Raw genomic sequence first — 24,214 nt, forward strand, 5'->3', positions numbered from 1 at the left:
AATTAATAATTTTAATATCCTTCCTCAGGCTCCTCCCTATTATTTCCAAAAATCTCATTTAAATCATTTTTTAATTTCTCCTTTCCCTCTTTTGTCCTCATTTCATATATCTTTAAAGGAGTGAATATGGAATATATTTCATTTTCGTCAATACCCATGTCCCTCGCCCTTGCTTGACATATTCTAATAGCAATATCGTTTAAAGAAGCATCTATATTATCTGCATAATGCAACAACCATCCTTCTATTGAATCGGGTCTCATTGCCCCATGTTCTCCATGATGAGATGCAACTATTTTGATGAGCTCCATAGAAAATCCCTGTTTGTATAGCTCCGCAACTGCCAGGGTGAGATGCTCCAAATGGAAGTTTGGTATATGGTCGTATTTTTTTGTTTCCTCATCTTCAATATAGTTCTGCGGTTTCATAATATCGTGAAGTAATCCACCTGCAATTATTAAATCTTTGTCAATATTCAAATTATAAACCTCTTCAAGTGCCTCAGCCATTTTCAATGCCATCTTTGTGGTAGCCAATATATGTTCAATCAGCCCCCCTCTGTATTTATGATGCCATTTTATACTTGCTGGTGAATCTTCAAGGTTTATTTTTGTATCACTAATGTCCTCATGGGTTGGAAGGGGATTATTTATAAAATTAATTACCTTGTCCCTTAAATCTTTATTTTCTATTTTTTCCGCCAAGTTAAATAAATCATCGATGGTATATAATTTTCTTTCTTCTATCTTTCTTTCGGTTTTTAGATTATTATTTTCCATTTATTCACCTTTTATTTATTATAAACTTGTAAAATAAATTATAAATTATACAATATATTAATATAACTTCTATAAAATATAAAATATATAAATATAAAACGCATTGGTGATGTTAATGATAGAGCTCGCAAAAAAACATCTGAAAAAAGTCCTCCGAATATGTGGGGCAAATAGAAACTGCCAATATTATCCATGTCATTTTGATGGGCAGGTATGTTTATGGTGCTATTGTCCATTTTATCCATGTGAAGATGAAGAGCTCGGAGAGATGATTAAGAGAAAGGACGGAACAGAAATTTGGAGCTGTATGAATTGCGTATGGGTTCATAAGCCAGATGTTGCATGTGAAATATTAAGGGAAATTTTAGAACTCACCAAGAATAAAGAAATTGATGAAGCTGTTGAGATGCTGGATAACGAAGAAATAATAATGAAAATTAAAGAAAATGTTGAAAAGAAAGTTGGAAAGAACAATAATTTAGAATAAACTAAAATATATGGTATTTATGATTTAATAACTATTGTAGTGATAATATGATTAGTTTCGATTATTTGGCTATTGCATACATTCTTAATTTTATTCTTTTATGTATTGCAACATATACCGATATTAAAAAAAGGGAAATTCCCCATACTATCATTATTTTGATGATTTTGATAAATTTACCTGTTGGATATTATTTATTTGGTATTGAATCCATTTGGGCATTTTTTGCAACATTGGTTTTATGTTTAATACTTGGAATAGGTATGGGTGGTGGAGATATAAAACTTTTCACCGCATTAGCTCCGCTGTTTGCCTATGGTGAAAATATATTCTACATCCCAAAACCTATATTGCTATTAATTGGTATAAGTGCAGTATTTGCTGCGCTGTATCCAATGACCAATATATTAAGAACCTATTGGAAGGATATTATTCCATCATCAACAGGTTTAGCCGTAGTATTTGGATTTTTGATATATCTATTGAATCATTATAGTATTCCCTATGCTTCGCTGTTTCTTTGGGGGTATATAATACTTTCAATATTTATATCTCGAAAAATACCACAATATAAAGATATTATAAAAAAAGCTGGTTATTTAGCACCGATTTATTTAATTGGAATTTATTTAATTGACAGCAGTTATTTTATCAATCACAATATTCTTCTGTCGTTTATCATATATGTGGGGGAGCTCACACTTATATCAATAGTAATTTATGCCTTAACTGGTGCTGAAATCTCTTCAAAAAAATCTGTTTCTGAATTAAAAGAAGGGGATATTTTAAGGGATATTATTTATATAAAAGATAAGGATGTTAAGGTAGAAAGTGCAAATATACTAAAAAGATTTAAAATGATGGTAAATGCGGAACTGGGAAAAAATGATGGATATGATAAAATAATTATGACTGATGGAGAAGGACTATATAAGGAAGATGTAGAGCTCTTGCAAAAACTGCACAAAGAAGGAAAAATACCGGGTGAATTAAATTTAATTACAACATATCCATTTGTTCCATTTGTGCTGGTTGGGTATGTGGTGGTTTTAGTGCTCCATTATTATTTTAATATATTATGAGTTTCTTTTTTTACGAAGTAGGATAATAAACAATCTATTTTATTGTGTCATCATTTTTTAAAAGTAAATTTGCCAATGGCTTTGCCCAAGACGCCTCTAATACTACACTAATTATTATTGTTGCAAATGTTGCTATTAAAAGTGTTCCTGCCAATTCCGTTGGTGGCATGTATTTTGTTATTGCAGCTGGAATTATATCAGGATGTGCCATAATTTCGGAATAAACCATTGCAGACAATGTTGCAGGAACCACACCTCGAGGACCTTCTAATGCTATGTAGATACGCTCTAAAAATGGTCGTGCAGGAGGTATTGAAGTTGCTATCAATACACCAAAAGGTCTTGCCAACAATATGGAGCCCATCGCACATATCATAGCAGGGAGGGCATATTCTTCCAATAGACCTATACTAACGCTTGCACCCAATAATACAAATATTAATATCCTGATAAAAGTAGATAATTCTCCAAAAAACATTGAAACTCGTTCCATCTCTTCAGCATATCTTTTATTTGTCATGGTATTTCCAATATACAACCCCATAATTGCCGCTGCCATAAATCCACTAATTTCATAGCCGGTAATTTTTGGAAAAATCCCTTCTGCAAAATACCAAAAAGTTATACACAATCCAAGCGTGAATGGAGCTATATACTCTCCAAATTTAACTTTTGAAACTATGGTTTTATAGGATACACCTCCAATAAGCCCAAGCACAATCCCTCCAACAGCAAGGGATATAAATTCAATAATCGGATTTTCATGAGCAGCTAACCCCATGGCTGATAAACATATTAAAGCCATAACTATTCCCAGCGGGTCGTTGAATACACTTTCCGCCTCTAAAGTTATTGCAACTTCTGGATTTATATCCATTTTTGAAAATATAGGTATTAGTGTCGCAGGGTCTGTGGCACATACTATTGCACCAAACAGGAAGCCTATTATTGATAAAATCGGTAAATGGAATACCCAATTAAATATTATACCTGATATTGCAAACAATATTAGTAATGCTATTATATCTAGCTTAACAATCACACCCAATACTTTTTTCATAATGCTCCATTCCATTTCATAGGACCCTATGAATAAAAGGATTATCAACCCAAAATTACCTATGAGATTGAAAGAGTTTTCTACAATATCCTTTGGCATAATATTGGAAAAAGAAATTGCTAAACCAAGCAACAATAGTAGAGGAATATCAGGAATTCCAAATTTCTCTGCTAATTTTGCTATCAAAGACCCTCCAACAAAAAGTATGGAGAGATAGCCAATTAACAATATAACATCCATACAACCACCCTAATTTAATAGTTTGCAAGTTTTATAATATAGTTTGTAGTCCTCTATTTATAATTTTTGGTTATTTACATATTTAAATAAATAATATTTTGTATTTAATATACTCTCTTTTTTATTATATTTTATTTAAAGAACTTTACAAATGCATATAAATTTGTAAATGGATGTGGGGGACATCCTGGAATATATAAATCCACAGATAAGATTTTATCAACCCCGCCAACCACTTCCTCGTTTTCTCTAAATATTCCACCAGATATTGCACATGTGCCAACTGCGATAACAAATTTTGGAGAAGGAGTTGCGTCATATGTTTTCATGAGTGCGAGCTCCATATTTTTTGTGACAGGTCCTGTAATTACAAGACCATCCGCATGTCTTGGTGATGCTACAAATTTAATACCAAACCTCGATAGGTCATAAACTGGCGTATTTAAAACATTTATATCGGCATCGCAGGCATTGCATCCTCCGGCACAAACTTCCCTCATATATACAGATTTTCCAAATAATTTTTTTATAGTACTTAAACTGCTTGTATCTGGTTCTTTTAGAGTATCTTTTATAACTAAATCTTCCCTTTTTAAAGCAAACATTCTGTAATCTCTTGTGAAACTTATGAAATTCTGTTTTATGGACTGACATTTGCCACAGAATAGGCACTTTCCCAAGTCTAAAGTCCGGTCATTAGGATTTACTGCACTTGTGGGGCATATGGATGCCACTTTTTGCACATCTTCGTCTGTTGCATTCTGGTTTAAGACTGGTCTTCCTCGGTATGCTTCAGGAAGCTGTATTTTATCGCTGGGAAATTCAACTGTCTTATATCCTTGCGTTATCCTGTTAGTAAGTATGTTGTTCATATATACACCTCATTAAAGGTCAAAACCACAGTACGATAGGTTAAAACTTTTGTTGCACAGTGGAAAGTCATATATTCCCTCATTTCTAACTGCTAATTCAAGTGCTGTCCAATTGTGGAAAGAAGGGTCTTTTATTTTATATCTAATTATGTTTCCATCCTCATCCGTGATTATACAGTGGGAGAGTTCACCTCTCCAAGCCTCCTCCATAGTTATTATAAAGCTGTTAGGTTTCAATGTAGTTTCTTCTAATTTGCTACTGCTGTCATTAATTTGGAAATCTGCGACTTTAAGGAGGTCTATGCAGAATTCTATGGAGTTAATGGTTTCGTAAAAGTATATTTTTGCCCTGGAACTGACAGCTCCGTCTTTTCTAGCTACGAGCTCCATACCATGGTCGTAAATAATTTTAGCCCTTGAAAAGCTCTTTCTTACATCATATTCTATTCCCGACGCCCTGCCTGCTGGACCTACAAGACCTATTAACTTGGCTGTTTTTGTATCCACCATACCTGTGTAGTCAAATCTTCCAAGAACTTCTGGATTATCAAGCATTAGGTTTCCAACATCAATAACTTCTTTTTTAAGCTGTTCAAACCTCTTGATGAGCTCTTTTATGTGGTCGTTGCTGAGTTTAAACTGAGCTCCGAAAGGTCGCACTGAGCTCCTACCAAATCTATTTCCACATATTAATACAAACATGTTGAGGAAGTCTCCTCTGATTCTACCATAGTATGACGCAGTCGGCAGATATCCAACATCCCCTGCAATGCCCCCCAGCGTTCCGATATGGTTGGCTATTCTTTCTATTTCAAGCAGAAGTCTCCTGTAAGTTAATAAAGGTTCATCCGCCACATAATCACTTAATCCTTCAACGGCTTCCGAAAAACAAATACTGTTTCCAATTACAGTATCGCCCGCTACTGATTCAATGAGTGGAACTAGTATGTTCTTTTTGCAGTTTAACAGCTGTTTTTCAATACCTCTGTACTGGTAGCCGTGCTGTATTTCAAGATGTAGGATAGTTTCCCCCATACAATTAAACCTAAAATGCCCTGGCTCAATAATTCCAGCATGGACAGGACCAACTGCAACTTGGTGTATTTCTTCCCCTTCAACTTCATAGAACGGATAATTTCCAGGAATTGGTGCAGTGTAGTCGTTGCCAAATGCATCTGGATTTCCACTGTAATTTTTATGATATCTCACCGATTTAAACCAAGGATGATTTTTTGGGATAATTCCATACTGCTCCGCGATTTCCCTTTCAAACATGTGAAACTTAATATTATATTGTGAAAGAGACTCATAGGAATCCTCCACCATGGTACTTGCGACATATAATCCGCCGTCATTTCTTAAAACTGTATATATTTTATAGCCAGTTTTATTTTCGTTGTCGTTATTTTTATTGTTAGTTTCATTATCTTTAATTTCACAGCAAGGGACTGCAAAATGCTGAACAACATGTCCTGTTTCTGCAAATTTTAAAATTTCGTCTTTAAATTCATCAAATGGCAATATAGGTATGTCATCAACATTCACAGCCACTCCGTTCTCAATTCTTAATAGTCCCATCCTATTCACCTCAGCGTAGTAAGAAATTTATCAAGCATTCTTGATATGGGCTGAACATAAGCACCGTAATTACAAATGAAAGAATCAGCAAGGTTAAACTTGGGGCATATAATCCAAAGCTTTCATTGATTGGTTCAATATATTCATCTGATTCGCTATATCCCATTTGAATAATTTTCTTAGAGAATCCTGCGATTACTAGAATTAATCCAAGTATAAATAGGAATCCTACTGCGTAGTAATGCCCTGTAAATGCTCCAAATATTATTAACAACTCACTTAGGAATAGCCCAAACGGTGGAAATCCTGTAATACCTATGGCACCCAGCGTAAATGCAAATGCAGTTTTTGGCAATACTTTAAAGAAGTTTTTTATTTTGGATATTTCTTTTGTGCCATATTGAAGGAGTATATTTCCAGTAGATAAGAACAAGGCACACTTGATAAGTGAGTGGTTTATCATGTGGAAAACCGACCCAAGTAATGCAATTCCCCCAATTCCAGTTCCCAGTGCAATAATACCCATGTTTTCAATACTTGAATACGCAAGTAATCTTTTGTAATCCTTTTGAGCAGGCATATATGCGGCTGCGACAAATACTGAGAATAAACCAAGAGCTATCATCATATTGCTTGTGATTTCCCCTAACTCAAAATGCCCTGCAAGAGTATTGAATTTATATATTGGCAAGAAAGCGCAGTTTAACAACGCCCCAGACAGCAGAGCAGATGCTGGGCTTGGAGCTTCTCCGTGAGCATCTGAAAGCCATATATGCATTGGAGCCAGACCGACCTTTGTTCCATATCCTAGGAGTATAAATATAAATCCAACCAAAAACCACAATGGATTTATTGTTCCAGTATAGGTCATTAGATTAGAGAATAAAAGACCAGAAATTTGTTCGGGCTGTGTAATTGATTGTAATATAATGAAAGAACCTAGCAATGCAAGAGAAATTCCAACAGAACATGTAATAAGGTACTTCCATGTGGCTACAACTGAATCCCTCGTTTTATGCAAGAATATCAGTGGGGCACTTGAAATTGTCGTGGCTTCAATGGCTATCCATGTAAGTATTATGTGGTCGGAAATTGCCGCAAGACTCATTGCTGATACAAAGAACAGCAACATGGAGCTGTAAATATGTTCTGATTCATAGTTAGAGTTTTTAAGGTAATCTATGGAGTAATAAGATACCATCAAGAACAGCAATGAAATTAAACCAAGCACTATCTTTCCAAGGGGCGTAATAAAGATATAATTTTTTAACATAATTGCTTGGCTGGGTTCAATGCAGATGTATGCTGTAATGACAGCATGAACTATTGCTACCAAAAAGGGAATGTATCTTGTAAGTTTTCCCCTTATAAAGTAAGCAATAACGCCGGCTAATGCTGGAATTATAACTACCAATTCATCCATCTTATACGCCTCTATATTATTTTAAGTTTAATTTATTCCCTTTTGTAGTCATTAGGGCTGTAAAGTTTGTTAATCTGGTTAATAATTATAGTCATAAGCATTACGCAAATTAGAATATCCAGAAGTATTCCAAATTCAACAACATACTGCATATTTTTTCCAATCATCAAACCTACAATAGATATACCGTTTTCAAGCATTAAGTAGGATGATACCTGAGTAATTGCCTTTTTCCTAGCCATTAGAAGGAATAATGCTGGAATTATTGTAGTTATACCTCCAATGAACAGCAGTTTTTTTGATATATCAAAATCGAGATATCCTGACCATATATAGGCTATGGCTATAACCGCTAATCCGAAGAATAACGATGCCCGGTATCCGATTAATGGATTGAGCTCTCTTTTGATATCGCCTTTTCTTGCGGCATAGATAAGAAAACTGGGTATAAAGAAAGACCGTATTACCAAAGTGCTCAGGGCAATAATAAATCCATATATAGTTATTTCCCCGCCTCCAAGAACTATCGTCAGAAGTGATACTAAAAAACTCTGAATTGCTATTGTTTTAACAAGTGGAAACAATCTGTGAGTATTTAATGCGAATAATACCGTTCCAATTATAAGTGCAATAATCAGTTTTTCATAATACAACATTTCAATCATATTATTCCACCCCTATGGAGAATATTAATGCAAGTGTGGCAATGGCAAATGACGACATTAGGAAAGTCGTATTTCTGGGGAGTTTATACCTAACACCAATGGATTCAAGGATTCCTACGGCAAATGCTATTGCAAACAACCCGACTACAAATACCAAATAATTCAGAGCTCCGATACCAAAATCCACAGGGAATATTAATCTTGAAAGTATCCCTCCAAAGAACAGGAATTTTAAAAATGTTCCAAATTCCATTAACCCCAAATCAGGACCGCTGTTATCGAGAATCATTACTTCGTGAATCATGGTCAATTCTAAGTGTGTATCTGGGTCATCTATTGGTTTTCTTGCATTTTCCACAATTAATATCATAAACAGGACAATTATAGACATTATCGCAAATATTCCCGCTTGATGCCATAGTATTTGAGCCCCCACACTACCTAAAATTCCCAACAGGCTCGGAGCTCCTGTAAGTTTTACCGCTAATATGAATGTCATGAATAATGAGCCCTCTGCCAAGAATGATATGAATGCCTCCCTACTGGCACCCATTCCTTCAAATGATGAAGCCGTGTTTAGTGAGCTCAGTAGTAGAAAGAACCTACTTAATGCAAATAGATACACCACTACGATGAAGTCGTATGTAAATGAAATTACTGGTTTTTCTCCCGCAATTGGGAAGAATAGAAGTGCTAATAAGTAAGTAACCATTATAATCAGTGGTGCAAACCCGAATATCCAGCTAGTGCTTTTGCTATACACCAACCCCTTTTTTAAGAACCTCATCAGGTCGTAGTATTTGATAAATAATGAAGGTCCTTTTTTACCTACCGATAATGCCTTTACTTTATCAATCACAGCAGGAAACAGCGGAGCAAGTGAAACCGTGAGTATATAATATATTATGGATTCCATTCTACCACCTTACTAAATAAACATATGAGAGGAGGAGTGACATGAGTATAATCACATACCCCATGTAGTAGTTAAAGTTCCCGTCCTTAATGTATCTTAATAATGATAATCCAGTTGAAACGGGTTTTACGAGTAGTAATTCAAATACTGCCTCAGCCAAGTCTTTACTCTCTGAGTGGTATTTGGCTTCACTTGGGAATATTCCCTTGACAGGTTTTTCATGGGTTTTTATAATTACGAATGGTTTGAAGAATTCCACTATCGGGCTGGCGTATGATGATGCAGTATATTGCATTTTTGCAGTCGGAGTACTATAACCACAGTCCCATGTGCATCCATCAACAGTCTTATTTCTATAAATTAGAGTCCTCAATATAGCCAATATTGAAACCAGTGCAATCAAAATTAGGTAAATTTCCGTGAGCTTTGGAAATATTGAGAGTTGTTGGTATGCTACAATTTCTGCAAGATTTGAACCCTGTGCTATTTTTATAATTGGATTTACAAATAATGCTGGAAGAATACCTATGATTATACAGATTAAAGCCAATAATATTTGAGGGATTCTCAAATCCATTAAATGGAGGTATTCCAGATATTGCAAGAGAACCCATGAGAAAAGCCAGGCTTGTTGTAGGCATTCTCTTCATTAAACCTCCCATTTCTTCCAAAGAATGTGTTCCTGTGGATTTTATCACCGCACCTGCGCCCATGAATAATAATGATTTAAATATTGCGTGATTCAGGACATGGAGAAGAGCTCCTGCAAATCCCAATAGTGCTATGGTTTCATTGTGATAATATTTTCCAATTAATCCAATACCCAGACCTATGAGGATGATACCAATGTTTTCAACACTATGATATGCAAGGAGTCTTTTGAGGTCATGCTGAGCAAGAGCATAAACTACACCCAATATTCCAGATAATATTCCAAGAATTAATATCAGATAACCTATATAGATGCTGTTTGTTCCGAGAAGTATTATAAGATTGATAATTCCGTAAATACCCATTTTAATCATAACCCCAGACATTACCGCTGAAACATGACTTGGTGCTACTGGGTGAGCATATGGTAGCCATGAGTGAAATGGAAATACTCCAGCTTTTGACGCAAATCCCACAAACCCAAGGAGGAATACTGCTATTTTTAAGAAGTCCGGCATGCTGGAAAACTGGTCAAAACTAATAGAACCAGTAGCCATAAATGCAAGGGCAAATGCTGAGAAAATAAACATTCCTCCAATATGTGTGTATATTAAGTAGATATAGCCTGATTTTCTAACATCTTCTTTGAATCCGTCAAACATGACCAATAAGAATGATGAAATAGACATTAATTCCCAAAATAATAAGAAAATAATACTGTTGTTTGATATTATAACTCCAACCATTGAAGCTACAAGAACTGCAAAGTTTAAATAATGAAACCCTGTTGCTATTTTTCTTTTTTTGTCGTCCATATATCCATAGCTGTAAATTGCAGCCATGATAGAAACCAATAGCACGACAGCTGAAAAGAACATTGATATTAGGTCTATTTTAAAGCTCACTGGAATTATACTTCCGAGCATGTATGTGAGCTCATAGGAGTTGTTATGCAGTATAACCATTAGTGCATTATATAATCCTAATAAAGAACCTGCTGAGATGGTCAATATCGCTATTATTTTCGATAATTTGAACCATTTTGAAAATAAAACACCCAATAAACCGCCCAACATAACGAGGGCCATACTCACAATCATGCCATCATCAAGTAGCAATGGGTTATCGTTGAATCCATTAAATGCATTCATGCTTGATTTTGCCATTACAGGGGATATAAAAATCAATGTCATGGCTGTTATAATTAATAAATGCATTAATTTGTCCCTTAAATTTAATTTTGATGTTATAGTACCCATTTTAATCACTTCTTTTAATTTGTATGGTAGTTCAGGTTATAATACATAGTATATAACTGTTTCGAAAGTTAAAAACTGTTTAAAATAATTAAACACAAGTTAAATTGAAGATAATTGAATATACTGCATTAAAATAAAAAAATAGGCATAAAAAGCAATAAAATGCAAATAATAGACCTATAAAAGTAAAATAAAAGTAAGACCACAACGATAATAATAAAACAAAAAAGTAAAAAATAAAATATAAAAATTTATTAAAAAATAATTTATTGAATTATAGCAATTCCATCAACTAATCCATCGATATCCACAGTTTCTACAATTTCCCCTTTGCTAAATAATGCCCTTTTAACACTCTTAATATGTTCCTTTGTCAATAAACCAAACTCTGTTTCAAGTCCCTCATTTAGTATTTTTTCTATGGTTTCTTCATCTGCATCTTTTATGTAATCCATAACTTTTTTGGAGTCTTTTTTAAACTCTGGACCTATTTTTGATTTGTTTGGAACAACTTCAACAATTTTCTGCTCCAATTCTGGTTTTCCATTTATTACATTCAATTCTTTTATATTCAGAGCTCCCTTTATATCATTAGCTACCTTCAATATTCCTTCGTATTCATTTTTATCTAAAACATAGATTTCAACATTTTTGAGTTCGGTGTTTAAAGGCATACCTTTGTTGGATTTGTATCTTCTTATGGAAGCTACGGTGTTTTTGGCAAGTTCTCCGATGTATTCATTCTCCTCACTTATCATGTTTTCATCAATTTTACACCATGATGTGTGAAGATTATCTACTTTATATATGTCTCCAACAATATCTGCGAAATGCGGTGCAAATGGAGCCATAAGTTTTAGTGTATTTGTAATTACAGTGTATAATGTATATTGTGCGTTGAATTTGCTTATTTTTGCCTTTTCAGTATCTTCTTTATTATACAATCTGTATTTTACCATTTCAATGTAGTTGTCGCAGAACTCATGCCATACGAATTTTTGAATATCTACTATGGTGTTGAATTTGTAGTTGTTTAGGTCTTCACTTACTTTTTTGATTAATTTGTTTAACTTACTTAATATCCACAAATCCACAGGGTTATTTAGATTTACACAGTTGCATGGGTTAGGAACTTCAACTTCTTCGCCACCTACACTTAATTTCACTTTTGAATCATTTATAATATTTTTAATAGTATCAATTGTTTCATCATCTAAATTCATCTTTGCAAATCTTGAAGCATTCCAGAACTTTCTTAAAAACCTATATCCATAATCTACTTCCTTCCATGCGAATGGAACATCATTTCCAAGGGTGCTGTTAGCCGCCCACAACCTTAAAGCATCTGAACCGTAGTTTTTTGTTATCTCAAATGGCTCTACAATGTTTCCTCTACTCTTACTCATTTTATGTCCGTCTTCACCAAATACCATACCATTTATAACTATTTCATCCCATGGCTTTTTATCCGTTAATGCTATGGATTTTATAATTGTGTAGAATGCCCATGTTCTTATAATATCATGCCCCTGTGGTCTGAGCTGAACTGGATAGTGGGATTTGAAAAACTCCTCATCATCCATCCATCCTGCTATCACCATAGGGGTAATGGAAGAGTCCATCCAGGTATCCAATACATCTGTTTCAGGAATTAAATTTTTATTTCCGCATTTGCAGGCGTATGGGCATTCTTTTGTTGGGTCAATTGGAAGGTCTTCCTCCTTAGCTACGATTATTTCCCCACAATCTGGACAATACCATACTGGAATAGGTGTGGCAAATAATCTCTGCCTACTTATGCACCAATCCCAATCCATGTCTTCAATCCACTGCAATAATCTTGTTTTCATGTGTTCAGGCATCCATTTAATTTCATTTGTAGCCTGTTCTACTTTTGGCAATAGTTTTTTAACATTTACAAACCACTGGTCACCAACAATAATTTCAATAGGTGTTTTACATCTCCAACATACTCCTACATTCTGCTCCAATGGTTCCTGTTTTATTAAATATCCTTCGTTTTTAAGGTCTTCAATTATTTGCTTTCTTGCATCCTCTGTTTTCATCCCTGCATACTTTCCACAGATTTCAGAGAGCTCACCCTTTTCATTAATTGCCTTCTTAATTTCAAGACCATGTCTATTTACCCAGACAACATCCGTCTTATCTCCGAAGGTACATACCATTACGACCCCGGTTCCAAATTCCTTCTCAACATCGCTATCAGGATATACCTTAACTTCCTGATTAAATAAAGGAACTTTTACAGTTTTTCCAACAACATTCTTATATCTCTCATCTTCTGGATGCACCACAATACCAACACATGCCGCAAGGAGCTCAGGTCTTGATGTTGCTATTTCCAAGTATTTGTTTTCATCTTCACTGTATGGGAATTTTATATAATTCAGTTTGGAAGTTCTTTCTTTATAATCCACTTCTGCAAAGGCAATTGCTGTTTGACATCTTGGACACCAATTTACAGGGTGCTTTCCCCTATATATTAAGCCGTTTTCATACATTCTTACAAATGCAGTTTGGGATTTTTTAACATAGTCTGGGTTCATGGTGATGTATTCTTTATCCCAGTCAATAGAAATACCAAGAGATTTCACTTGTTCTCTCATTTTTTCTATATTTTCCTCGGTGAGCTCTATACATAGTTTTCTAAATTCATGTCTATCAATATCTGATTTTGTAATGCCGTGGATTTCTTCAACCTTAACTTCTGTTGGGAGCCCGTGGCAGTCCCATCCCTGTGGAAACAGCACATCATAGTTGTTCATTCTTTTGAATCTTGCTATAATATCCATGTATGTCCAATTTAAAGCATGCCCCAAATGCATCCTTCCTGTTGGATATGGTGGTGGCGTATCTATAATATATGGCGGTCTTTTTTCATCGTTTTTGAATTTATAAATTTTGCTTTCTTCCCATTTCTTTTGGATTTCTTTTTCCAGTTCAATGGAGTATTCCTTAGGCATTTCCATGTTTTCCCTCTTATGATTATGATAGGTTTAGATAATATCTAATAAAAATTTGAATAGAATTCAATTTTTATACCACACAGTTTTTACTTTATACACTCTACATTAAAAATATAATAAAAATATAAATTATGTTTTAAAAAGATTATGTTTTATTATATCTCACATTATAAAAATTATGTTATAAATTTTCAACATCGGGTAGTCTCAGATAGAGCTCAACCGAGGTTGTCGAAAAATATTAAAGCATCAATAATATATAATACATATTATGAAAGGGAATTCAAAAAAGAAAAAAGAAAAGAAAAAGACCAATACTAAGAGGAAAGAAAAATATTGGAAAGCTTACGATATTAGATATAAAAACTACGACCTAAGAACTACATATACATTAATTTTATCCATTACAAACATGCTGAATCGTCCTTCTACTGAAGGACGAAAGGTTGGTAGGACACCAGTCCTACCACATAATGAATATGTGGTAGTTCTAATATTAAAATATATCTACAAACTAAGTTTAAGAGATTTGGAAACGCTCTCAAATATTTTACACAACAGACATATCGACCATTCTACATACGGTAAAGCATTCAAGCGAATAGATAACTGGTGGTTATCTACCTTACTTACTTTTACATATGTAATTATAGACAATCTACTAAACCAGCCCTCCAACAAACTATATATGGCAGATTCCACAGGAGTTTCTATAAATAGATTATATGATGAATGTATTCACCGTGGGAAACGGACTAAACGGTTAGTGCATGATAAATTGCATATATTGGCATGTCGCTTACGAAGTAAGCGAGTAATGAAATTGAAATCTATGATTTCAATTTCATCTGATTACTATCCAGAACAAGGCTATATCCCAATAGTTTCTGCTCGTTGGGGTGGTGCTTATAGTTCCGATAGTGCCAACCTATTAGAAATGGTTAAACAGATAGATTTTTTAGATAATGAATATCTATTGGCTGATGGAGGATATGATTGTTGTGAATTGTTTGAGTACTTATTACAACACAATATCACTCCAATAGTTAAAACAAAAGAATTCAAATGGAAGTATCACATTAGAAAAGTTAGAAAAACCATTAAAAGCATGTTTAATAAGGATTGGTATCGCCTTCGAGGGATAGTAGAATCCATATTTGGAGGGCTGGAGACTAAAAACAGATTAAAATTAGATGATAAGTTAGTAGATAGTAGATGTAAAAGCACTATCGCAGTAGCGATAGTGCATAACATATTAACACTAATGAGGATATTAGTATTAACATATGATACCAAATAAATTTACTAATTCAATTATTCGACAACCTCAGCTCAACCGAAAAGTATATATATGAGTTCTGAGTATGTAATGATGCAAGTAGTTGAGCAGGGGTTGCCAAGCCTGGCCAACGGCGCTGGACTTAAGATCCAGTCCCATAGGGGTTCGGGGGTTCAAATCCCCTCCCCTGCACCATTTTCAAAATTCAACAATATAGCCGATTTACAAGGTTATTGAGTAATAAAAAATTACTGGATTTAATCCAGTAAGTAAAACGATACAATAACAGAATAAAATTGAGTAAGTATCGTAAATGAATAGGTCATTTATCAAATATCCTCAAAAAAATTAATTGGATAGTGTGAGCTTTGCTTTTTTGGTGTTAATGATTATATTTATTTATTTTGATGGTTTAATGTATTCGGTTATTGTCGTATTGTTTTTAGTCAATTGTAGTATTTTTTATATATCTACATTGTTTTATTTAATTGTATTAATGTATGTTAAAAAAAGAATGTTTATTTTTTTACTCGCTTATGAGGAACCCTCTCCGAGGTTCCAGCAGTTCTCCAATATTTTTCAGTTTTTCAATAGTTTTTTCATATACTTCCTCTGGATACTTCAACACTTCTATAATGTATTCCCAGAGTTCTGTTTCATTAATTCCATTTCTTGCTTTTTCAATAATCTCTTCCTCTATTGTCTTATTTTCTTCCTTGAATATTTTTATGAATCTTTCCAATAATTCATCCCTATCTATTATCTTTATTGTAGCATTCTCTCGTTTTTTCTTTAATTCTTTTGAAATGTAATTGTATATTGCAGAGAGTATATTCTTTATTTCTTCAAATTTTAATTTTATTCCACATTCTTTTTGGATTTCCATTATAATTTCTTTAATGGTTATTGTTTTATTTTTTAATCCATTTCCAAGTCCATATATTTTTTCCAACACTTTTGTCTCAAACATTTTTAAATATCCTTTTTCCATCTTACTGAGGTTCTCTTTTGCACATTTAACTATATTGTATGCTATTTTTATTCTTTTAGTGATTGCACCCCACTTTGCTGGACTGAGCTCTGCTATCTTCATGGCAATATCTTTTTGAGTTCTGGCATCATCTCCAAGGATAACTTCAGTAATCTTTGGGAACTCTTCATGCAGTTTGATATATTCAACGACTCTTCTTGCCATTTTTATATGCTTCACAATTAGGTATTTTTCATACTCACTGAACCTATCGTAGTTATTGTATTTTAACGCATTATTTACATCCTTAAACCTTTCATCAATAATATCTACTAACTTATTTACTTCTATCTTGTTTATCTCAGATAGTTCCTTTCTTATTTCCAATACTTCTCCAATTTCTTCATCCATTATTTTTTCTATGGTTTTTATCTCCCACCCATGCCCTGTTGTCTCATCCAAATATTTTTTCAATAATTCAGAGTTTGAAACAATTATTCTTTCTAATTTTCGATTTGTAAGATATGCTATTTTAGCCTCATCAACTTTATACCCTCCATCTTCTCTTTTCAAAATCTGCAACTGTTCTATTAGTTTTGTAGGTTTGAGTTCTTTTTCAATATCCAATATTTCTTTATTGTATTCTGAAACTAAATACTCTTTAAATAATGAAAAGTCATCATTTGCCATACTTAGCATCTTTTCATATCTCAACATCTGTGATGCCTTCCCCTGTTCTGTATATATTATACAAGTGTCTCCCCCATTTCTAACTCTTGCAAGGAACTGCCTGATAATTGTGGCTGATGAAGTTTTAAGGACTGCAACAACATCTACTTTATCCTTTATATTTAGTTGAATTGTTTCGTTTTCCCCTTCCCCATTTTTAATATTTATCCCTTCTGCAATTATTCTTGTTGCTAAAATTAAACCGTCTGGAACTCTTTCACTGTTTATTATCATCTGTGCCGCTTTATCTGTTCCAACAGTCTCCTTTGTAATTTTATAAATTTCTGAATTGAAGTTGTATAATTTAAGAATTTCTTCAATAGTATCTATATCCTTTTTTGAATCTACCAATACTATACCTTTTTTACTACCTTTGTTAAATTTCATTGTGATATATTTACAAAAATCTATAATGTTGTGGAGTCTTCCTTCTGATTCAATTATGAAAGTATTTTTAAAGTATTCTTTTTTATCTTTAAATACTGCTTTGACAACCCTTTTGTTTTGTAGGTTTATGAGCTCAGGTGTTGCAGTTAATAATATTGAAGCATATACTTTATTCAAATACTGTTCAATATTATTTATTTCCTTTTTCCTGAACTCTTTTTGTAAGATTAAATTGTGAGCCTCATCTACTATCAATATAATGTCTTTATCTTCTTTTAGTTGTATTTCTTCTTTTCTCTCACCTATATCGATTACATCATACTTTATATCATACATTATCCTATCCAATTGGTTATATGTTCCTATTACTAACCTTATTTCTTTTGCATTGTGAATTCTTGTAGTGCTACCTTCATAATATGCCGCCACTTTTGTTCCTTGGGATGCTAATGTATTGTATGTCTGCATCACTTGTGATTTATAAGGGAATAGTAAGACAGTAATTTTCCCATTATTTTCTTCGTAGATTTTTCCTATGTTATTTGTTATTGTGTATGTTTTCCCCCTTCCAGTTTCTGCCTGTAATATCACTGGTTTATTTTCTTTTGCAGAGTTGTCTATTGCTGTTTGTAGAACCTCGTATTTCAAATACTTTTCACATTCAACTATTACTGCATTTTTATTCTTATCCAGTAATTCTTTTAAATATTCCTCCGCCTCAACATAATCATCCACTTTTGATGAAATTCCCTTCTTTTCAATAAATTCTAATATTTTATCTTTATATGCTCCCCATAGATATGCAATAACATTTGTTCTCAAATTATTGTTATGCCAATCTACTGCTATGGCATTATATCCTTTATTTGGATATATGGTGCAATCTGGGTTATTTCCATCATTATAGTATATTGAATAGATGCTGATGTATTTACCATTTGATTTATATCCCACTCTTAAATAGTCAAATAATTCTATAATCCACTTACTATCTTTGTATATTTCAGTTAATTTTGCCTGTATGAATTTCGTAAATTTGTATTCTTTTTTTGTTAATTCTTTAAAATCTTTAATTTTTATGTTTGATTTTTTGAGTTTATTGATTAGTTCAAATGATTCCGTTGTTTCACTTGCTTCTTTTACCATTTCTTTATATTCTTCATTATTTATTCCGAATTTGTAGAAAAATACTTCTGGAGCTATTGGTGCTAGATTTTTTCTTACATATAATATTTTACAGTCTCTCCCTCCCTCATATTTTTCTTTTCTGTTTTTTGTTCCAGGAAGTCTATCTACTCTTGCAATATCGTACATTGCAGTGTCTGCATCATGTCCAATTTGTTCTGCAATTTTGGAAAGTATTGGGAGTTCTAACCTTGATATTGGTCTATCAATGTAATAGATGAACCTCAAACCCCCTCCGGTGAATGCAATAATGTGTGGTGTTGTGTAATCATCAGGGAGCTCTGAAAGTATTTTGTTTATTTTGTCATTTATCTCATCCATGGTAGGTTCTTTTTCTTTCCACTCCTCAACATCAAAATCAATAGGTATATAAATCCATGCTGTGGCTGATTTTGAACTCCCATTTTCCGTCTGTCTTGGTGCTATCCCTATTGATACAGTTGTTAATCTTGCTCTTTTACCTATCTTTTTTAAAATTTCATTTTCTTTTTCGTAAATTCTGTTTGAAATTGATTCAGCAATGTTTTTTATGTCATCTGGATTAATCTCTGGGATTTCTATATATTCAGAATATGCCCAGGAGTTTCTGTTATTTGGTTTTTGGTATTTCTTTTCCAATTCAACCAAATACCTAACTTCAAAATAGTTCATGTGTTTTATTGATTTTTTTATATCCTTTTTGAGTTCTGGAATCGTTCCATCAACTACACTCCATACTATTTTATTTCTAAAATTGTAAATTGATGCCAGTAAAATACTTATATGTTTAGTTATTTGTTTATTATTTGGCAAATTATATGAAGTGTATTTTTCCATAATCTCCCCATTTTATAAATTTCTTCTAATTGTGTTTAGTAAAATATCTGTTCGCTCTTTACTATGTGCGTAGAATAATGTTGTTTCTAATGAACTATGTCCCAAGTATTCTTTTACAATTTCAATTGGAACACCATTGTTCAGTAGTTCAACTGCCCTACCATGTCGTAGGGAATGAACAACTATTCTTTTATTTTTTGGAATCTCTCCCTCTTTCTTTAATTCATTCACGGCTCTTCTGAACATCTCACTAACCCAACCTCTTCTTACTTTCCCTCCTTTATCGTTCTGGAATATTGGGTCTTTGTCCTCTGTTTTTATGTTATATTTCACATATTCTCTTAATGCCATTAGTGTGTCCTTAGAACACACTACAAATCTTTCTTCACTAGATTTTGTATTTTTAATTCTGAACCTCCCCTCTTCAAAGTCGCAGTCTTCATAAGTTAAATTTATAATTTCTGAAATTCTGCATCCTGTGTCCCACAACATTCTGATAATTAAGGCATCTCTCATATTTGTTCTTCCCCTTCTTTGTAGAATCTTTTTTAATATTTTGTTCAATGTTTTCGAATTTACTGCATCATAGTGCTTTACTTCAAACTTTGTATATCTTCTTCTTTCTCTGCATTCCATTTCAAATTCCTTGAAATTTTCCAATCTCATAAGTCTATAAAACACTTTTAATAGTTTGAAATACTGACCTACTGAATTTCCCAATTTTCTTTCGTTTTCCAAATATTTGAAGAATTTACTGAATTCCTGTTTATTTAATTGGTCTGGTTCTTTGTTTATCCTCTCATAGCAGTATGAGAGAAAAACTCTGAGCCTTGATATATCACTTTTTATTGTTGTCTCTTTTATTCTGTCAAATTCCCTTTCTTCTCTGAACTTCTCTATCCATTTGTCTTGGTTTGATAGTTCTACCTTTTTTTTATCAGGATTGATAAGAATTAGATTTTCAATATCCTTCATGGATTCCCTCTTCTTCTTGGTAGATAATACAATTGATTACAAAGTTTGCTCCTTCCCCAAATTTGTTTAATATTTCAATTTCTTTATCTGATAGTGTTAGTAATTTTTTGTTAGTTAATTTTCTCTTTTTTATTTCTGCTATCACTCTTGGGTCTATGCCTTTGTAATTTTCTGCTTTATGTAGATAGTATCTGAGCTCTCTTGCACCTATGTTTTTGTAGATGTTAAAATATTTTTTTGAATACTTTTTCCCTTTATCCTTGCTCATGCACTTCATAGTTTCCCTTCATACTATTTTTGTAGAGCTCTACAAGTGGTAGTAATACTCACATTGTAGAGCTCCTATTGTTGCAGTATTACTTACAGTATTCGATATGTTCCAGTGTTCGGTTCGTATATTTCCCCATCTTCTATTAGTAATTTTATCGTTTTACCTACCTCTTTTAGAACCCTTTCCTTTAATCGCTCATAGGTTATCTCATCATTTTCCATGATTATGTTTAATATTAATTCCTTGAATGTCTCTGGAACCCTATCAACTTCAAACATATTACTTATATTCTCTTCATCAATAATGTATCCATCATCATCTTCATCGACATTCTCAAAATATCCGCAGTTTAAACAATACCAACCATGCTCGTCTTCATCCCATACCATAGGACCATTTGGACAATTAGGACAATGGGGGGCATTGTCATCAAACACTTTTGCCATGATTTCACCTTTTCCATAAATTGATATAAATTCTGCCCCCGTTGTTCCTTCTATTTTTATACTCTTTGCTTACTGAACAGCTCCATCTTTTCAGTTTTTTGAATTCTTTTGTTATCTTTTCAACCGTGTATTCTGCATCTTTTTTCTCTGCCTCTGAATTCCACATGACTCTGATATTTACCATGTTTGCACCTATTTATGCTCTTTATAACCACTTTGAATTGTTTTTTAGTAAGTCCATACTTAGCATCTATCTTCTTTTTCCACTTCTCAAACTCTCCCTTATTTACTAACTTTACCTTTACTCCTCCTAGACATTCTAAAACTTCTTTCTCTTTTTGAAATGCCTTTTTTCCACTTACTGCTCCATAGCTATCTATCTTTTCATTTTTATAAACCAAATAATACATCATTTTATCCCTCATACATCTGCATTCAAGTTAATTTCCAATAATGGTTTATTTTTACATTTTTTTATCCATCCTTTTTCTATCCATTCATTTAATACCTCCCTTACATTTTCTTTATTTTCCTTGATGTATTGTTTTATTTCGTAGAGCGATACTACTGGACAATTTTGTTGTTTAATTTCTTTAAACAATTCTTTTGAGTCCATTTTCACCCCCTCTTTGTTTGAATCATTGCCAGTCAAAACAATATTCTTTCACTTCTCCATCATAGTATATTCTCAACAGTTTTGAGCCCCACTTGATGACATGAATAGTTTGTGTCATATCTGGCTCTCTTTTAGCAATGCTGTCAGGATATTCTGAACATGGAATTGGATCGGCATATTTTTTTACAACTTCATCCTCCATTTTTGTTATGTTGTGTTGCAGTCTTTCTCCTACTGGCATTGCTTCATATCTTGCATTCAATTCATCGCATATCTTTTTTCCCAATCTTCTAATGTGAACTAGTTCTATTATTCTTCTTTTCTCTTCTCTTGATATTGCCATTTTATACCTCCAATTTATTTATTTCATCGTCATTTCCTTCTTCTTCTATAACATATACATTTACACGCCTTCCAATGTATTTTTTAGGAACTAATACTCGCCCCGTATTGCATGACCGTTTTACTTCTTTGTTTTCCACGATTAATTTTTCCTTCATAGTTTCACCATACTATATAATTATCCAATAGTGTAATATTTTCCACTATATATCTTTGGTGCATCTTTCATATATATACTTTTCTATTGGATTACATTCCATTATTGGATAGTATTACCATAATGTTTAATGTAATAGTATCGCAAAATATTTGGACAATAGCACATTAAAGACAGTGGAAACGATGCTTCAAACAATATCCAAAAAGAACAGCAGAACAGTAATGTTATTACTTGCAAAATTTGACAAATTACATTTTGGAGCATTAAAGAAAAAGTCAAAAATAGAAGGCAAATCTTTAACAAATGCTTTAAATGAACTACTCGGTGAAGGCTTAATACAAAAAGAATACGAAGACCCTACAAAAAGAACAGCGAAGGTTTATTATTCCCTAACTCCACTTGGCAAGGAAGCATTAAAAATATATAAATTAGCAGAAGAGTTGGAAAGGAAAAAAGAGACGGTTGCAAATTCAGTTATTATCAATGGGGATGTTAATGGGGGAATTATTATTGGTAATGCTTCAAAAGTCAATATAAAAAAACATTAATATTATCATAATTATCATTTGGTGATAGTATGCCTCCAAAAACCTAAGGGAAAATTAAGGAGAGCATTAACTGGTGATGGTAGGAAGAAACCTTCAAAGTTTTTTAAAAATAATGTTAAAGAAGCCTTGGGGAAGTCAAATTCTAAAAAACGCAAAAAGTAATAAAGTAATGGGGGTTCAACATGGTAAAATATTCTCTTGATGAAAAAATTTTAGTTAAGCATAATATTACATTAACCGACAATGTGATGCAGATTAGTAGATTTAATATAAAAGCGTATGTTTCAATCGATAAAATTTCAGCCGTCGAATTGGATTTAAGATGGATGATTATCAATTTTTTAATAGCATTTCTATTGTTTTTGTTTGGGGTATTTATTAAAGGTAGTTATTCAATGATTTGTTTTATATTGGGTTTTGTTCTTGTTATTTTTGGCTATTTTGGTGCAATAGTTAAAGTTTATCCTATTGGATATAAAGCCGTTGTAATTATGGGGTCTTATCATTCCATGAAAGAATTGTTTTATGAACTTAGGAAATTAGTTTAAAGGGAAATCATGGACAGGGATATAATCGAAACCGTGCTAAAAGAACATGGTTTGTTAAAATATGAATATAGGGGGATTGCAAAGGCGTTGTCTAAAATCATGAATCGTAATGAATCCATCAAAGCCGTTTTTCTAACTGACGGGGGGTATTGGATTCTAATGAGTAGGAGAATTATTATTGTCTCATCTGGATTTTTAGGACATGGTGTTAGTGTTGATGAAGTTATTAATCATAGTCAGATAGAACGGTTGTATTATAATATCAATAAAGGGTTTTTCTCATCATCTATGGAACTTAAAATAAAATTAAAAAAAGAAAAAACTCGAACCTATAAAGTAAGTAGTAATTATAATTTTAATTATGTTGCCAAAGCAATTGATAATTTAAAATATGCCAAATCCAGAAGGAAAAAGAAAAAATCTTAATCTTTTTTATTTCTTAACTCATCCCTAATCTCTTTTAAAATTTCTTTTATTTCATCCTGTCCTTTTTTAACATCTTCCAAAACTCCAAAAATCATTTTAATATATTTAACTCCTTCATCGAGTTTTTTATTTAATTCAAGCAAATCATCAGCAGAGATTCTATTTATTCCTTTTGGAAACTCAATATATGTTTTTAATTCTTTCTCTTCTATTCTATCGATATTTATAAGATTGTCGTCTTCTTCCAACTCTTTAATTACTTCTTTGAATAATCTCTTCTTTTTTTCAGAGTTGAAGTTTGCTAAAATCCTAACTGTTCCATCCTTATAATTATAAACTACACCATCAATACCTAAACCTCTCCCAATATCCTCTATCCTATCTCTAAAACCAACATGTTGGACTTTACCATATATTTTTAACTCGTAAGTTGTTGCCATATTCTCACCTTTTAATGTTATATTATAACATAACTTCTATATATTTTATTCGATATTGTCAATGTAGTATCGGAGCT

At 32.8% G+C, this 24,214-nt stretch carries 27 protein-coding genes and 1 tRNA gene; 8 read left to right on the forward strand and 20 right to left on the reverse strand.

From position 1 onward, the window contains the following. Nucleotides 1–11 precede the first annotated feature (11 nt). Nucleotides 12–779, reverse strand: a complete 768-nt coding sequence (locus Mjas_RS01325) for an HDIG domain-containing metalloprotein (protein ID WP_421078000.1) — start codon at nucleotides 777–779, stop codon at nucleotides 12–14. A gap of 115 nt (nucleotides 780–894) precedes the next feature. Here Mjas_RS01325 and Mjas_RS01330 point away from each other — a divergent pair, with 115 nt between their 5' ends. Both Mjas_RS01330 and Mjas_RS01335 read left to right on the forward strand, forming a co-directional pair. Beyond that, on the forward strand, nucleotides 895–1,266 hold the full coding sequence (locus tag Mjas_RS01330) for a cysteine-rich small domain-containing protein (protein ID WP_421078001.1): 372 nt from the start codon (nucleotides 895–897) through the stop codon (nucleotides 1,264–1,266). Between the two features lie 47 nt (nucleotides 1,267–1,313). Continuing rightward, nucleotides 1,314–2,348 (forward strand): A24 family peptidase C-terminal domain-containing protein, encoded by a 1,035-nt coding sequence (locus Mjas_RS01335; protein WP_421078002.1) that lies wholly within the window; start codon nucleotides 1,314–1,316, stop codon nucleotides 2,346–2,348. 34 nt (nucleotides 2,349–2,382) lie between these two features. Here the strand turns inward: Mjas_RS01335 and Mjas_RS01340 are convergent, their stop codons facing one another. The 9 genes from Mjas_RS01340 to Mjas_RS01380 all read right to left on the reverse strand — a co-directional run bounded on the left by Mjas_RS01340 (nucleotide 2,383) and on the right by Mjas_RS01380 (nucleotide 14,002). Then, on the reverse strand, nucleotides 2,383–3,648 hold the full coding sequence (locus Mjas_RS01340) for a cation:proton antiporter (RefSeq protein ID WP_421078003.1): 1,266 nt from the start codon (nucleotides 3,646–3,648) through the stop codon (nucleotides 2,383–2,385). Nucleotides 3,649–3,779: 131 nt separating this feature from the next. After that, nucleotides 3,780–4,520 carry an NADH-quinone oxidoreductase subunit NuoB gene (gene nuoB / locus Mjas_RS01345; RefSeq protein WP_421078004.1) on the reverse strand — a complete coding sequence of 247 codons (741 nt, stop codon included), beginning with the start codon at nucleotides 4,518–4,520 and terminating at the stop codon, nucleotides 3,780–3,782. Nucleotides 4,521–4,532: 12 nt separating this feature from the next. Then, nucleotides 4,533–6,098 (reverse strand): hydrogenase, encoded by a 1,566-nt coding sequence (locus tag Mjas_RS01350; RefSeq protein WP_421078005.1) that lies wholly within the window; start codon nucleotides 6,096–6,098, stop codon nucleotides 4,533–4,535. A 10-nt stretch (nucleotides 6,099–6,108) separates the two neighbouring features. Then, nucleotides 6,109–7,521 (reverse strand): proton-conducting transporter membrane subunit, encoded by a 1,413-nt coding sequence (locus Mjas_RS01355; RefSeq protein ID WP_421078006.1) that lies wholly within the window; start codon nucleotides 7,519–7,521, stop codon nucleotides 6,109–6,111. Between the two features lie 32 nt (nucleotides 7,522–7,553). After that, nucleotides 7,554–8,186 (reverse strand): hypothetical protein, encoded by a 633-nt coding sequence (locus tag Mjas_RS01360; RefSeq protein WP_421078007.1) that lies wholly within the window; start codon nucleotides 8,184–8,186, stop codon nucleotides 7,554–7,556. Nucleotide 8,187: 1 nt separating this feature from the next. Next, complete coding sequence (locus tag Mjas_RS01365; RefSeq protein ID WP_421078008.1) at nucleotides 8,188–9,102, reverse strand: respiratory chain complex I subunit 1 family protein; 915 nt, start codon at nucleotides 9,100–9,102, stop codon at nucleotides 8,188–8,190. Nucleotide 9,103: 1 nt separating this feature from the next. Next, nucleotides 9,104–9,484, reverse strand: coding sequence for a hypothetical protein (locus Mjas_RS01370; RefSeq protein ID WP_421078009.1), 381 nt, complete (start codon nucleotides 9,482–9,484; stop codon nucleotides 9,104–9,106). Then, on the reverse strand, nucleotides 9,456–11,012 hold the full coding sequence (locus tag Mjas_RS01375; RefSeq protein WP_421078010.1) for a proton-conducting transporter membrane subunit: 1,557 nt from the start codon (nucleotides 11,010–11,012) through the stop codon (nucleotides 9,456–9,458). The genes Mjas_RS01370 and Mjas_RS01375 overlap by 29 nt, the downstream gene beginning before the upstream one ends. A gap of 266 nt (nucleotides 11,013–11,278) precedes the next feature. Further along, nucleotides 11,279–14,002, reverse strand: coding sequence for a valine--tRNA ligase (locus Mjas_RS01380; protein ID WP_421078011.1), 2,724 nt, complete (start codon nucleotides 14,000–14,002; stop codon nucleotides 11,279–11,281). A 268-nt stretch (nucleotides 14,003–14,270) separates the two neighbouring features. On the opposite strand from Mjas_RS01380, the gene Mjas_RS01385 reads away from it, so the two are divergent. Together Mjas_RS01385 and Mjas_RS01390 are read left to right on the forward strand one after the other, a co-directional pair. Continuing rightward, nucleotides 14,271–15,299 (forward strand): transposase, encoded by a 1,029-nt coding sequence (locus Mjas_RS01385; protein WP_421078012.1) that lies wholly within the window; start codon nucleotides 14,271–14,273, stop codon nucleotides 15,297–15,299. 86 nt (nucleotides 15,300–15,385) lie between these two features. Beyond that, a tRNA-Leu gene (locus Mjas_RS01390) sits at nucleotides 15,386–15,473 on the forward strand. A gap of 331 nt (nucleotides 15,474–15,804) precedes the next feature. Here Mjas_RS01390 and Mjas_RS01395 read toward each other — a convergent pair. The 9 genes from Mjas_RS01395 to Mjas_RS01435 all read right to left on the reverse strand — a co-directional run bounded on the left by Mjas_RS01395 (nucleotide 15,805) and on the right by Mjas_RS01435 (nucleotide 22,173). Beyond that, a complete protein-coding gene (locus Mjas_RS01395; RefSeq protein WP_421078013.1) occupies nucleotides 15,805–19,365 on the reverse strand; it encodes a DEAD/DEAH box helicase family protein in 3,561 nt (1,186 codons plus the stop codon). A 12-nt stretch (nucleotides 19,366–19,377) separates the two neighbouring features. Then, nucleotides 19,378–20,340, reverse strand: coding sequence for a tyrosine-type recombinase/integrase (locus Mjas_RS01400; protein ID WP_421078014.1), 963 nt, complete (start codon nucleotides 20,338–20,340; stop codon nucleotides 19,378–19,380). Continuing rightward, entirely contained in the window at nucleotides 20,327–20,617 is a 291-nt protein-coding gene (locus tag Mjas_RS01405; protein ID WP_421078015.1) for a DUF2540 domain-containing protein, read from the reverse strand. The genes Mjas_RS01400 and Mjas_RS01405 overlap by 14 nt, the downstream gene beginning before the upstream one ends. 83 nt (nucleotides 20,618–20,700) lie before the next feature. Continuing rightward, a complete protein-coding gene (locus tag Mjas_RS01410) occupies nucleotides 20,701–21,057 on the reverse strand; it encodes a hypothetical protein (protein WP_421078016.1) in 357 nt (118 codons plus the stop codon). 4 nt (nucleotides 21,058–21,061) lie between these two features. After that, on the reverse strand, nucleotides 21,062–21,241 hold the full coding sequence (locus tag Mjas_RS01415; RefSeq protein ID WP_421078017.1) for a hypothetical protein: 180 nt from the start codon (nucleotides 21,239–21,241) through the stop codon (nucleotides 21,062–21,064). Then, on the reverse strand, nucleotides 21,177–21,470 hold the full coding sequence (locus tag Mjas_RS01420; protein WP_421078018.1) for a hypothetical protein: 294 nt from the start codon (nucleotides 21,468–21,470) through the stop codon (nucleotides 21,177–21,179). The genes Mjas_RS01415 and Mjas_RS01420 overlap by 65 nt, the downstream gene beginning before the upstream one ends. A gap of 8 nt (nucleotides 21,471–21,478) precedes the next feature. Further along, nucleotides 21,479–21,673: a hypothetical protein gene (locus Mjas_RS01425; protein WP_421078019.1), complete on the reverse strand. Its 195-nt coding sequence runs from the start codon at nucleotides 21,671–21,673 to the stop codon at nucleotides 21,479–21,481. Between the two features lie 22 nt (nucleotides 21,674–21,695). Then, complete coding sequence (locus Mjas_RS01430) at nucleotides 21,696–22,016, reverse strand: hypothetical protein (RefSeq protein ID WP_421078020.1); 321 nt, start codon at nucleotides 22,014–22,016, stop codon at nucleotides 21,696–21,698. A gap of 1 nt (nucleotide 22,017) precedes the next feature. Then, nucleotides 22,018–22,173 (reverse strand): DUF2080 family transposase-associated protein, encoded by a 156-nt coding sequence (locus Mjas_RS01435; RefSeq protein ID WP_421078021.1) that lies wholly within the window; start codon nucleotides 22,171–22,173, stop codon nucleotides 22,018–22,020. 184 nt (nucleotides 22,174–22,357) lie between these two features. Here Mjas_RS01435 and Mjas_RS01440 point away from each other — a divergent pair, with 184 nt between their 5' ends. Genes Mjas_RS01440 through Mjas_RS01455 form a run of 4 tightly spaced genes read left to right on the forward strand, consistent with a single transcriptional unit; the run spans nucleotide 22,358 to nucleotide 23,697 of the window. After that, nucleotides 22,358–22,723 (forward strand): winged helix-turn-helix transcriptional regulator, encoded by a 366-nt coding sequence (locus Mjas_RS01440; protein WP_421078022.1) that lies wholly within the window; start codon nucleotides 22,358–22,360, stop codon nucleotides 22,721–22,723. Between the two features lie 18 nt (nucleotides 22,724–22,741). Continuing rightward, nucleotides 22,742–22,885, forward strand: a complete 144-nt coding sequence (locus tag Mjas_RS01445; RefSeq protein ID WP_421078023.1) for a hypothetical protein — start codon at nucleotides 22,742–22,744, stop codon at nucleotides 22,883–22,885. 20 nt (nucleotides 22,886–22,905) lie between these two features. Beyond that, the gene (locus tag Mjas_RS01450) at nucleotides 22,906–23,271 is read left to right on the forward strand and encodes a hypothetical protein (RefSeq protein ID WP_421078024.1); all 366 of its coding nucleotides are present in this window, start codon (nucleotides 22,906–22,908) and stop codon (nucleotides 23,269–23,271) included. 9 nt (nucleotides 23,272–23,280) lie between these two features. Then, a complete protein-coding gene (locus tag Mjas_RS01455; RefSeq protein WP_421078025.1) occupies nucleotides 23,281–23,697 on the forward strand; it encodes a hypothetical protein in 417 nt (138 codons plus the stop codon). On the opposite strand, the gene Mjas_RS01460 is transcribed toward Mjas_RS01455, so the two are convergent. Continuing rightward, complete coding sequence (locus Mjas_RS01460) at nucleotides 23,694–24,137, reverse strand: acylphosphatase (RefSeq protein WP_421078026.1); 444 nt, start codon at nucleotides 24,135–24,137, stop codon at nucleotides 23,694–23,696. The two genes, Mjas_RS01455 and Mjas_RS01460, sit on opposite strands and share 4 nt — an antisense overlap. Nucleotides 24,138–24,214 lie beyond the last annotated feature (77 nt).

The sequence above is a fragment of the Methanothermococcus jasoni genome, assembly GCF_049075655.1.
Classification (GTDB): Archaea; AGJL01; Methanococci; order Methanococcales; family Methanococcaceae; genus Methanofervidicoccus.

Coding starts and splice junctions, on each gene's coding strand:
- Mjas_RS01385 (WP_421078012.1), top strand. CDS start 14,271: ATGAAAGGGAATTCAAAAAAGAAAAAAGAAAAGAAAAAGACCAATACT.
- Mjas_RS01325 (WP_421078000.1), bottom strand. CDS start 779: ATGGAAAATAATAATCTAAAAACCGAAAGAAAGATAGAAGAAAGAAAA.
- Mjas_RS01425 (WP_421078019.1), bottom strand. CDS start 21,673: ATGGACTCAAAAGAATTGTTTAAAGAAATTAAACAACAAAATTGTCCA.
- Mjas_RS01405 (WP_421078015.1), bottom strand. CDS start 20,617: ATGAAGTGCATGAGCAAGGATAAAGGGAAAAAGTATTCAAAAAAATAT.
- Mjas_RS01415 (WP_421078017.1), bottom strand. CDS start 21,241: ATGGTAAATATCAGAGTCATGTGGAATTCAGAGGCAGAGAAAAAAGAT.
- Mjas_RS01350 (WP_421078005.1), bottom strand. CDS start 6,098: ATGGGACTATTAAGAATTGAGAACGGAGTGGCTGTGAATGTTGATGAC.
- Mjas_RS01335 (WP_421078002.1), top strand. CDS start 1,314: ATGATTAGTTTCGATTATTTGGCTATTGCATACATTCTTAATTTTATT.
- Mjas_RS01435 (WP_421078021.1), bottom strand. CDS start 22,173: ATGAAGGAAAAATTAATCGTGGAAAACAAAGAAGTAAAACGGTCATGC.
- Mjas_RS01395 (WP_421078013.1), bottom strand. CDS start 19,365: ATGGAAAAATACACTTCATATAATTTGCCAAATAATAAACAAATAACT.
- Mjas_RS01450 (WP_421078024.1), top strand. CDS start 22,906: ATGGTAAAATATTCTCTTGATGAAAAAATTTTAGTTAAGCATAATATT.
- Mjas_RS01380 (WP_421078011.1), bottom strand. CDS start 14,002: ATGGAAATGCCTAAGGAATACTCCATTGAACTGGAAAAAGAAATCCAA.
- Mjas_RS01440 (WP_421078022.1), top strand. CDS start 22,358: ATGCTTCAAACAATATCCAAAAAGAACAGCAGAACAGTAATGTTATTA.
- Mjas_RS01365 (WP_421078008.1), bottom strand. CDS start 9,102: ATGGAATCCATAATATATTATATACTCACGGTTTCACTTGCTCCGCTG.
- Mjas_RS01400 (WP_421078014.1), bottom strand. CDS start 20,340: ATGAAGGATATTGAAAATCTAATTCTTATCAATCCTGATAAAAAAAAG.
- nuoB (WP_421078004.1), bottom strand. CDS start 4,520: ATGAACAACATACTTACTAACAGGATAACGCAAGGATATAAGACAGTT.
- Mjas_RS01375 (WP_421078010.1), bottom strand. CDS start 11,012: ATGGGTACTATAACATCAAAATTAAATTTAAGGGACAAATTAATGCAT.
- Mjas_RS01330 (WP_421078001.1), top strand. CDS start 895: ATGATAGAGCTCGCAAAAAAACATCTGAAAAAAGTCCTCCGAATATGT.
- Mjas_RS01340 (WP_421078003.1), bottom strand. CDS start 3,648: ATGGATGTTATATTGTTAATTGGCTATCTCTCCATACTTTTTGTTGGA.
- Mjas_RS01420 (WP_421078018.1), bottom strand. CDS start 21,470: ATGATGTATTATTTGGTTTATAAAAATGAAAAGATAGATAGCTATGGA.
- Mjas_RS01430 (WP_421078020.1), bottom strand. CDS start 22,016: ATGGCAATATCAAGAGAAGAGAAAAGAAGAATAATAGAACTAGTTCAC.
- Mjas_RS01355 (WP_421078006.1), bottom strand. CDS start 7,521: ATGGATGAATTGGTAGTTATAATTCCAGCATTAGCCGGCGTTATTGCT.
- Mjas_RS01460 (WP_421078026.1), bottom strand. CDS start 24,137: ATGGCAACAACTTACGAGTTAAAAATATATGGTAAAGTCCAACATGTT.
- Mjas_RS01455 (WP_421078025.1), top strand. CDS start 23,281: ATGGACAGGGATATAATCGAAACCGTGCTAAAAGAACATGGTTTGTTA.
- Mjas_RS01410 (WP_421078016.1), bottom strand. CDS start 21,057: ATGGCAAAAGTGTTTGATGACAATGCCCCCCATTGTCCTAATTGTCCA.
- Mjas_RS01360 (WP_421078007.1), bottom strand. CDS start 8,186: ATGATTGAAATGTTGTATTATGAAAAACTGATTATTGCACTTATAATT.